General features: G+C 72.1%; 9 protein-coding genes, 2 tRNA genes, 1 pseudogene and 1 riboswitch. Of the genes and pseudogenes, 3 read left to right on the top strand and 9 right to left on the bottom strand.

Translation table 11 applies throughout. From position 1 onward, the window contains the following. The 3 genes from A9O63_RS02775 to A9O63_RS02785 form a co-directional block, all read right to left on the bottom strand. Positions 1-1,091, bottom strand: a 1,091-nt coding sequence (locus A9O63_RS02775) for a cobaltochelatase subunit CobN (protein ID WP_205631814.1), incomplete at its 3' end; no start/stop codon positions are given. A gap of 3 nt (positions 1,092-1,094) precedes the next feature. Beyond that, on the bottom strand, positions 1,095-2,132 hold the full coding sequence (gene cobW, locus A9O63_RS02780) for a cobalamin biosynthesis protein CobW (RefSeq protein WP_069330562.1): 1,038 nt from the start codon (positions 2,130-2,132) through the stop codon (positions 1,095-1,097). Further along, positions 2,129-2,488, bottom strand: coding sequence for a DUF1636 family protein (locus A9O63_RS02785; RefSeq protein WP_009562166.1), 360 nt, complete (start codon positions 2,486-2,488; stop codon positions 2,129-2,131). Before A9O63_RS02785 ends, cobW begins: the two co-directional genes overlap by 4 nt. A gap of 99 nt (positions 2,489-2,587) precedes the next feature. Continuing rightward, positions 2,588-2,781, bottom strand: a riboswitch (cobalamin riboswitch). A gap of 114 nt (positions 2,782-2,895) precedes the next feature. Here A9O63_RS02785 and A9O63_RS02790 point away from each other — a divergent pair. Together A9O63_RS02790 and cobO are read left to right on the top strand one after the other, a co-directional pair. Then, positions 2,896-4,125: an NnrS family protein gene (locus tag A9O63_RS02790; RefSeq protein WP_069330563.1), complete on the top strand. Its 1,230-nt coding sequence runs from the start codon at positions 2,896-2,898 to the stop codon at positions 4,123-4,125. Beyond that, positions 4,122-4,730, top strand: coding sequence for a cob(I)yrinic acid a,c-diamide adenosyltransferase (gene cobO, locus A9O63_RS02795; RefSeq protein WP_069330564.1), 609 nt, complete (start codon positions 4,122-4,124; stop codon positions 4,728-4,730). The genes A9O63_RS02790 and cobO overlap by 4 nt, the downstream gene beginning before the upstream one ends. A gap of 164 nt (positions 4,731-4,894) precedes the next feature. On the opposite strand, the gene A9O63_RS02800 is transcribed toward cobO, so the two are convergent. Together A9O63_RS02800 and A9O63_RS02805 are read right to left on the bottom strand one after the other, a co-directional pair. Further along, a tRNA-Gln gene (locus A9O63_RS02800) sits at positions 4,895-4,969 on the bottom strand. Between the two features lie 90 nt (positions 4,970-5,059). Then, positions 5,060-5,134, bottom strand: a tRNA-Gln gene (locus A9O63_RS02805). 98 nt (positions 5,135-5,232) lie between these two features. Here A9O63_RS02805 and A9O63_RS02810 point away from each other — a divergent pair. Beyond that, complete coding sequence (locus tag A9O63_RS02810) at positions 5,233-6,411, top strand: BaiN/RdsA family NAD(P)/FAD-dependent oxidoreductase (RefSeq protein WP_069330565.1); 1,179 nt, start codon at positions 5,233-5,235, stop codon at positions 6,409-6,411. A gap of 52 nt (positions 6,412-6,463) precedes the next feature. Here A9O63_RS02810 and A9O63_RS02815 read toward each other — a convergent pair whose 3' ends face one another. The 4 genes and pseudogenes from A9O63_RS02815 to A9O63_RS02830 form a co-directional block, all read right to left on the bottom strand. Further along, a complete protein-coding gene (locus tag A9O63_RS02815) occupies positions 6,464-6,949 on the bottom strand; it encodes a CinA family protein (protein ID WP_069330566.1) in 486 nt (161 codons plus the stop codon). Then, positions 6,946-7,443, bottom strand: a complete 498-nt coding sequence (locus tag A9O63_RS02820; RefSeq protein WP_002719972.1) for a phosphatidylglycerophosphatase A family protein — start codon at positions 7,441-7,443, stop codon at positions 6,946-6,948. Before A9O63_RS02820 ends, A9O63_RS02815 begins: the two co-directional genes overlap by 4 nt. Beyond that, positions 7,440-7,925, bottom strand: a pseudogene (ispF, locus tag A9O63_RS02825) (2-C-methyl-D-erythritol 2,4-cyclodiphosphate synthase); the annotation flags it as partial. The gene A9O63_RS02820 and the pseudogene ispF, both read right to left, overlap by 4 nt. Before the next feature lie 102 nt (positions 7,926-8,027). Beyond that, positions 8,028-8,329: IspD/TarI family cytidylyltransferase (locus A9O63_RS02830; RefSeq protein ID WP_205631815.1), on the bottom strand; the 302-nt coding region annotated here is incomplete at its 5' end.

Raw genomic sequence — 8,329 nt, forward strand, 5'->3', positions numbered from 1 at the left:
GCCAGCCGGTGCCAGGCCGCCACCCGGTCGGCCACGGCGGCCACGCGCGCGGGATCGGCGCGGTGGGCGAAGCGGGAATATTGCAGTTCGGGGCAGCGTTTGCCGGGCGACTTGAAACTGACGGCGCCCGCGAAGATCCGCCCGTCCACCTCGGGCAGCACCACATGCATGGCGAGATCGGCGGGCGAGAGGCCGCGCTCGGCCGCGGCCCAGTCGCGCCGCCGCGCGGTCGAGAGCGCGACCTGAAACACCGGGCAGCCGGGGCCGTCGAGGGGCGAGCCCTCGGGGCCCTTGGCCGAGAAGGCGGTGGCATTGACGATGGCTGCGGGCCTCAGGCGGGCGAGACCGGCGGCGATCCAGTCGGGCGCGCCGGGCGCCTTCAGCGAAGGCGCAAAGAGGCCGAAGGCGCGGAAGCCCCGTTCGCGAAGCGCGAAAATCAGCGCATCCACCGGGCCCGTGTCGGCGGCGGTCAGGTAACTGCGGTAGAAGGTGACGACGACGGCCGGCCCGCCCTCCGCTTCGGGTTCGGGGATCACGCCGCGGGCGGGATCGTACCAGCCCATGTCGGGCATCCGCTTCTCGCCCGGCACCGGGCCCGCATAGAGCCCCGCCGCCAGCGCCAGTTGCGCGAGCGCGGCCTGCGCCGCCACCGCGCCGCCCGCATCGCAGAGCGCGGAAAGCCGCCGCAACGTCGAGACCGGCAGCGTCGAGAGCGCATCGAGCGCCGGATCCTCGCGCCCGTCCGCAGGCAGGACCGCAAGCGCGATGCCGCGGCGCCGGCAAAGATCCTGAACCTCGGCCAGCCCGTAGCTCCAGTAGCTCTCGCCGCCGATCAGCCGGATCAGGATCGCCTTGGCATGGGCCAGCACCGTCTCGGCATAGGTGTCGATGGAGAGGGGATGGCGCAGCGCCACGAGGTTCAGCAGCCGGGTGGAGGGCAGGCCGCCCTGCGCCCGGTGCCAGCCCGCCGCGAAGGCCCCGAGATCGCTGTCGGAGAAGGACAGGACCACCAGATCCGCGGGCGTCTGCCCGGGATCGAACGGGGTCGCGGTCTCCTCGAGCCCGTGGCTTTCGCGGAAGACGACATGCATGGTTCAGCCGATCCGCGCCAGAAGATCCTGCCGGATCGCGGCCTCGTCGAGATCGCCCCGCTCGGCGATGACCACGAGACGGCTCTGCCGCGCGCCCGTCCAGGGCCGGTCGAACTGGTGGCGGACGCGCGCGCCCACCGCCTGCACGAGAAGCCGCATGGGCTTGCCCTGAACCGCCACATGACCCTTCCCCCGCAGCACGTTGCGCTCGGTGGCGAGCGCCCGGATCGCTTCGGCCAGTCGTTCGGGATCGGCGATCTCGGGCAGGTCGACCACGGTCGAGGCGAAATCGTCATGCTCGTGATCGTCGGCCCCGTCATGATGCGAGGGGCGGGCGGCGAGATCGTCCTCGGCCGCGGCCTCGATCCCGAGGATCACCTGCGGATCGACCGCGCCCTCGGTCACGGCGAGGATCGGGATCGGCCGCGGCGATTCCGCCTCGACCGCCGCGCGGGCGGCGGCAAGGCCCGCCTCGCCCGCGAGATCGGCCTTGGTCAGCAGCACGAGATCGGCGCAGGCCAGCTGATCCTCGAACACTTCCGAGAGCGGGGTCTCGTGATCGGCGCCCTCGGCCTGGGCCTGCGCCGCCACCGCCTCGGCATCCGGGGCGAAGCGGCCCGCGGCCACAGCCTCGGCATCGGCCAGCGCGATCACCCCGTCCACCGTGATGCGCGAGCGGATCGCGGGCCAGTCGAAGGCCTTCAGGAGCGGCTTCGGCAGCGCAAGGCCCGAGGTCTCGATCAGGATGTGATCGGGGCGCTTCGGCAGCGCCATCAGCGCCTCGATCGTGGGAATGAATTCGTCGGCCACGGTGCAGCAGAGGCAGCCGTTCGCCAGCTCTACGATGGCCTCGTCGGGGCAGTTCTCGTCGGCGCAGGCGCGGATGAGGTCGCCGTCCACGCCCACCGTGCCGAACTCGTTCACCAGCACGGCGAGGCGGCGGCCGCCGGGGTTCTGCATCAGGTGCCGGATCAGCGTGGTCTTGCCGGCGCCGAGGAAGCCCGTGATCACCGTGACGGGGATCTTCGCGAGGTCGGTCATGACATGTCTCCGTTGGGGGGAAGGCGGGCAAGCGATTGCTTGCGGAAGATCTCGGGGCGCTCGCGCCACGGCACGATGCCGTCGGGGGCGCCCGCATAGGCGGTGGCGCCGTCGAGGATGGCAGGCGCGTCGGCCTCCTCGAGGCGGCCGTAGACATAGCTCCAGCGGCCGGGCGCCGAGAGCGCCACGGCACAGCCCTGCGAACAGGCGGAGAGGCATTCGACGGGGCGGACGGTGACGCCTTCGGGGGCGGCTGCGGCCAGTGCGTCATGAAGCCGCAGGCCCGGTGCGGTCTCGCCCTCGGGCAGCGGGCGGCCCGCGCGACAGGTGGTGCAGACGTGCAGCGTCACGGTCATCGGCCGTCCCTTCTTCAATGGCGAAGGGGCAGCGATCCGAAGGAGGGAGGTCGCGTCGGGCGGCACCTCGGTCCACCGGCCGCGGAACACCCCGTCCGCCCGTAAGTCTCAGCGCTGGCAGGTCTCCCGGCTTGCGGATGTGGGGCCTTGCGGCTCCGCGGCGGCCCGCCTTCCCGGCCTTGCGGCCAGTGGCTTGGGCAACCTCTCCGGTCACGGTCGCGGGGGCGGCTGCCTCTCGGGCATTCCCTCTTCGCCTGTCCGGTCGGACAGGAACCAGCGCGCCGGAAGTGGTGCGGGAAAGGCCCCTTCTTGTCAAGCCGATGCGCACGCCGCGGGACGAGAGGCCGCGGGACGGCTTCACAAGCCGGCCCGGGCGCGGCAGAAGGGGAGGCCCGGAAGGACCGCCCATGACCCGTTTGCGCACGCTCTGGCTCGCCCCGCACCGCCCGCTGTTCCTCGCGGCGGGAAGCTGGGCGCTGATCGCGCTGATCTGGTGGCAATGGGGCGCGGCGCTGGGGCTTTCGGCGCCGGAGCTCGGCACCTGGGGTCTCTGGCACGGGCATGAGATGCTGTTCGGGCTCGGATCGGCCGCGGTCGGCGGCTATTTCCTGACCGCCTCGCAGGGCTGGCGCGGCTCGGATCCGCTGAGCGGGGGGCCGCTGATGGCGCTGGTGGCGCTCTGGTGCCTCGGCCGCGCGGCGCTGGTGCTGGCGGGGCTCTGGCCCGGGGCGCCGCTGGGGCTGATCCAGCCCGCGGCGCTGGCCTATTTTCTCGCGCTTGCAGGATTGCTCGGGCGCGAGGCGGTGCTGGCCCGGCGCTGGACGAAGCTCGGCTTCGGGGCGGGCGTGCTGGCCTATGGGCTGGCCGAGACCCTCTATCTGCGGGCGGCCCTGACCGACGTGCTGCCCGACGCGGCCACCATGGTGCGCGTGGGCTGGATGTTCTTCGCGATCAAGATCTCGATCATCGGCGGGCGCATGGTGCCGGCCTTCACGCTGAACTGGCAGCGGCAGGCGGGGCTGGCCGTGCCGGAGCCCGCGACGCGGCCCGGGCTCGGATGGGCGGCGCTGGGGCTTCTGTGGACCGCGCTCGGCCTGACCTTCGCGGGCGAGGAGACCGTCTCGGCGCTCTGCCTGATCGGGGCGGGGATCGCGCAGGCCCTGCGGCTGGCGGGCTGGGGCGGCTGGACGGGACGGAGGAACCTCCTTCTTCTCCTCCTTCACGCGACCTTCGGCTGGCTTGCGCTGGGGCTCGTGCTCGTCGGGCTCGCGCGGCTGGGGCTTCTGCCCGTGGCCGAGATGGATGCGCTTCATGCACTGACCATGGGGGCCATGTCGGGGATGATCCTGTCGCTTGCCGCGCGCGCGGCAGCTCCCCGCGACGGCGGGCCGCTGCGGGCGCGGCCCACGATGGCGCTTGCCTTCGCGCTGGTCTGGTCGGCGGCGCTCGTCCGGCTCGGGGCGCCGCTGATCGGCGCCTTCGACGGCGTGACCGTCGCGGCCGGCCTCTGGTGCGCGGGCTGGATCTCGTTTCTCGCGGGCTATCTGCCCACCGTCACGGGACCGCTCGCGCGGCCCGTCTTCTCCGGCCCGCGTGCCTCCGCGCCGCAGGTCGTCCAGATCAGGATGCCGCAATGACCGACACGAACCAGCGCCACGCCGAGAAGAAGGCCCGCATCAAGGAGGCCCGCGACCGGATGATGGCGGGCAAGACCGGCGAGAAGGGGCTCGTGATCGTCCATACCGGCACCGGCAAGGGCAAGTCCTCGGCCGGATTCGGCATGATCCTGCGCTGCATCGCCCACGACATGCCCTGCGCGGTGGTGCAGTTCATCAAGGGCGCCTGGGACACCGGCGAGCGGCGGCTGCTGACGACGCATTTCGGCGCGCTCTGCCAGTTCCACGCCATGGGCGAGGGCTTCACCTGGGAGACGCAGGACCGCGAGCGCGACATCGCCGCCGCCCGCGCGGGCTGGGAGAAGGCCAAGGAGCTGATCCGCGATCCCGCCATCCGCATGGTGCTGCTGGACGAGATCAACATCGCGCTGCGCTACGATTATCTCGACGTGGCCGAGGTGCTGGCCTTTCTCGAGGAAGAGAAGCCGCCCATGACCCATGTGGTCCTGACCGGGCGGAACGCCAAGCCCGAGCTGATCGAGGCCGCCGATCTCGTGACCGAGATGGAGATGGTAAAGCATCCGTTCCGGGCGGGGATCAAGGGCCAGCCGGGCGTCGAATTCTGAGGCGGCGGCCGGCCGGGGATGAGCCGCGGCGTGTCGCCCGGAAACGGGCGGGCGCCGGTCTCGTCATACTCGGGCCGGGCCTCTGCGGCAGTCGCCGGGACTTGCAGACCCTAAAGGGGACGGGCGCGCGAGGCGTGACGGATGTCTGTCGGATCGGAGGAAGATGGCTGGGGCGGCTGGATTCGAACCAACGAATGGCGGTACCAAAAACCGCTGCCTTACCGCTTGGCGACGCCCCAACTGTGCGGCCGTTTCTACCAAAGGCTGCTCTGGGCCGCAAGAGCAACCGGCCTTCCCCGTCCGGGGGCACGGGCCCTCGGGCGGTGGATTGGCTGGGGCGGCTGGATTCGAACCAACGAATGGCGGTACCAAAAACCGCTGCCTTACCACTTGGCGACGCCCCAACTGCGGCGGTGTTTAGCGAAGCGTTCTGGCCTCTGCAAGAGGCAGTCGCGAGATTTCTCGCATTGCCGCACAAATGGTCGCAAGCTATGGAAGGCGCATGGAAAAAACCGATGTCTTGATCCTCGGGGCAGGGGCCGCGGGCATGTTCTGCGCCATCGAGGCAGGCCGGCGGGGGCGCCGCGTGCTGGTGCTCGACCGGGCCCGCGCGCCGGGCGAGAAGATCCGCATCTCGGGCGGCGGCCGCTGCAACTTCACCAACCTCGGGATCGCGCCCGAGCGGTTCCTGTCGCGCAATCCGCGCTTCGCGCTGTCGGCGCTGAAGCGCTTCACCCAATGGGACTTCATCGCCCGGATCGATGCCGCGGGCATCGCCTGGCACGAGAAGGTGCTGGGTCAGCTGTTCTGCGACGGGCCCGCCACGCAGATCGTGGACATGCTGGTGCGCCAGATGCGCGAGGCGGGGGTCGAGCTGCGCCTCGGGGTCGAGCCGGGCGAGATCCGGCGGCTGGCCCAGGGGTTCGAGGTGGACACGCCTGCGGGAGCGGTGCGGGCGGCCTCGGTCGTGGTGGCGACGGGCGGCAAGTCGATCCCCAAGATGGGCGCCACGGGCTATGCCTACCGCGTGGCCGAGAGCTTCGGCCTGCCGGTGGTCGAGACCCGTCCGGGCCTCGTGCCGCTCACCTTCGCCGCGCAGGAGCTGGAGCGGCTGAAGGCGCTGGCGGGCCTCGCGGTGCCCGCGCGGGTGAGCGCGGGGGGCACGAGCTTCGATGAGGCGCTGCTGTTCACGCATCGTGGCCTGTCGGGGCCTGCGATCCTGCAGGCCAGCTCCTACTGGCGCGGGGGGATGCCGCTTCTGGTGACCCTCGCGCCCGGGGGCGATCCCGGCCCTGCGCTGCGCGCGGCGCGCAGCGAGCAGCCCCGAAGCGCCGCCCGCACCGTTCTTGCGCGGCACCTGCCCGAGCGGCTCGCGCGTCATCTCGAGACGGTGGCGGGGATCGAGGGGCCGATCGGGGCGCAGTCGAACGCGACGCTCGACCGGCTCGCGGGCCTTCTGCGCGGCTGGGAGCTGCGGCCGGTGGGGACGGAGGGCTATCGGACGGCCGAGGTGACGCTGGGCGGCGTCGACACCGACCATCTCGACGCGCGGACGATGGAAGCGCGCGCGGTGCCGGGGCTGCATTTCGTGGGCGAGGCGGTGGATGTGACCGGCTGGCTCGGCGGGTACAATTTCCAGTGGGCCTGGTCTTCTGGCTGGGCGGCGGGGCAGGCGGTCTGATCCGCCGCCCGGGCGGGAGTCTGATCCGCCGCGCCGGGCCCGAGCGGGCCGATCAGCCCTTCGCGGGCAGATCCCCGAGCGCCTGCGCCATGAGGGTGAGCGCATGACCCACGGTGGCGCTGCGGACGGCGGCGCGGCCGCGGGGGCCGAACTCGACCGTCTCGACGGTTGTGGGCCTGTCTCTCAGAGCGAGCGCGAAACAGACCCGGCCCTCGGGCTTGACCTCCGACCCGCCGGGCCCGGCGATGCCGGTGACGGCCACCGCGAGCGTGGCCTCCGAACGCGCGAGCGCGCCTTCGGCCATCTCGCGCGCCACCTCTTCCGAGACCGCGCCCACGCGGGCGAGCGTGTCCTGCGACACGCCGAGCATCGCCTGCTTGGCGGCGTTCGAATAGGTGACGAACCCGCGGTCGAACACGTCCGACGAGCCCGCCACATCGGTGAGCGCGGCCGAGATCATCCCGCCCGTGCAGCTTTCCGCGGTGGCGATGCGGGCGCCCTTCGCGCGGGCCAGCGCCAGAAGCGCGGCGGGGCTCACATCAGCACCCCGTGCGCGATCCCGGCCGCGATCATGGTGGCCACGCCCGCGAAGAGGCCCGCCATCAGGTCGTCGGCCATCAGCCCCACCCAGTCCTCGCGCCGGTCGAGCCTGCCGATGATCCAGGGCTTCCAGATGTCGAACAGCCGGAAGAAGAAGAACGCGCCGACCCAGCCCGGATAGGGGAAGTGCCAGTTGGCGAGCCCCATCAGCCAGAAGCCGCAGGAGGGAAAGAGCAGCGCGATCCACTGGCCCGCCACCTCGTCGATGACGAATTCGGGCGGATCGGCGTGGGGGCGCAGCTTCAGCTCCTCGCGGACGGCCCAGAGCCCGAGCCCGCAGGCGGCGAGCGTCGCCGCGAGAAGGAGCGGGAAGCTGCCGAGCCCGTGGAGGAGAAGGCCCGCCCCCACGGCCGCGGCCGAGCCCCATGTGCCCGGCGCGGGGCGGAGGAGGCCGATGCCTCCGGCGGTGCAGATCGCGCGGGTGAGCCTCATGCCTGCAGCAGGGTCACGGTCGCGATGGCGGCGATGCCTTCCTCGCGCCCCGTGAATCCCAGCTTCTCGGAGGTGGTGGCCTTGACCGAGATCCGGTCCGCGCCGAGGCCCATGATCTCGGCCAGCGCCTCGCGCATCGCGGGTGCCACGGGGCCGATCTTCGGGCGCTCGCAGATCAGCGTCACGTCGCAGTTGGCGAGCGTGAAGCCGCGCGCCGCGATCCGGCCCATGGCATGTTCGAGGAAGATGCGCGAGGCCGCGCCCTTCCACTGCGGGTCCGACGGGGGAAAATGCACGCCGATGTCGCCCTCGGCCAGTGCGCCGTAGATCGCATCGGTCAGCGCATGCATGCCCACGTCGGCATCCGAATGGCCGATCAGCCCGCGATGGTGCGGCACGCGCACCCCGCAGAGCCACACATGGTCGCCGGGCCCGAAGGCATGAACGTCGAAGCCGTTGCCGGTGCGGATGTCCAATTCAGTCTCCTCGTTCTTCCGTGGCCGGTCTCGCGACCGGCGGCATTTCGGCTGGCCCTCGGGCCAGCGGGTGATGGCCGGCCGGGGCCGGCGGGGTCCGGGCGCGCCTCAGAGCCCGGCTGCAAGCGCGAGCAGCCGCTCGGCCCGCGCGAAATCGCCGGGATAGGTCACTTTCAGATTGTCCTCGCAGCCCTCGACGATGGCCACCTCGAGCCCGGCTGCGCGCGCCACCTCGACATCGTCGGCGGCCCCGCCCGGATGGGCGCGGTGGGCGGCAAGGATAGCCTCATAGCGGAAGGCCTGCGGGGTCTGCGCGCGAAAGAGGCCGGTGCGGTCCTGCGTGCCCACGACGCGGCCGCCCTCGCCGCGCCAGAGCGCATCCGAGACCGGCACGGCCGGCGCGGCGCCCG

The sequence above is a fragment of the Cereibacter johrii genome (assembly GCF_001720585.1).
GTDB lineage: Bacteria > Pseudomonadota > Alphaproteobacteria > Rhodobacterales > Rhodobacteraceae > Cereibacter_A > Cereibacter_A johrii.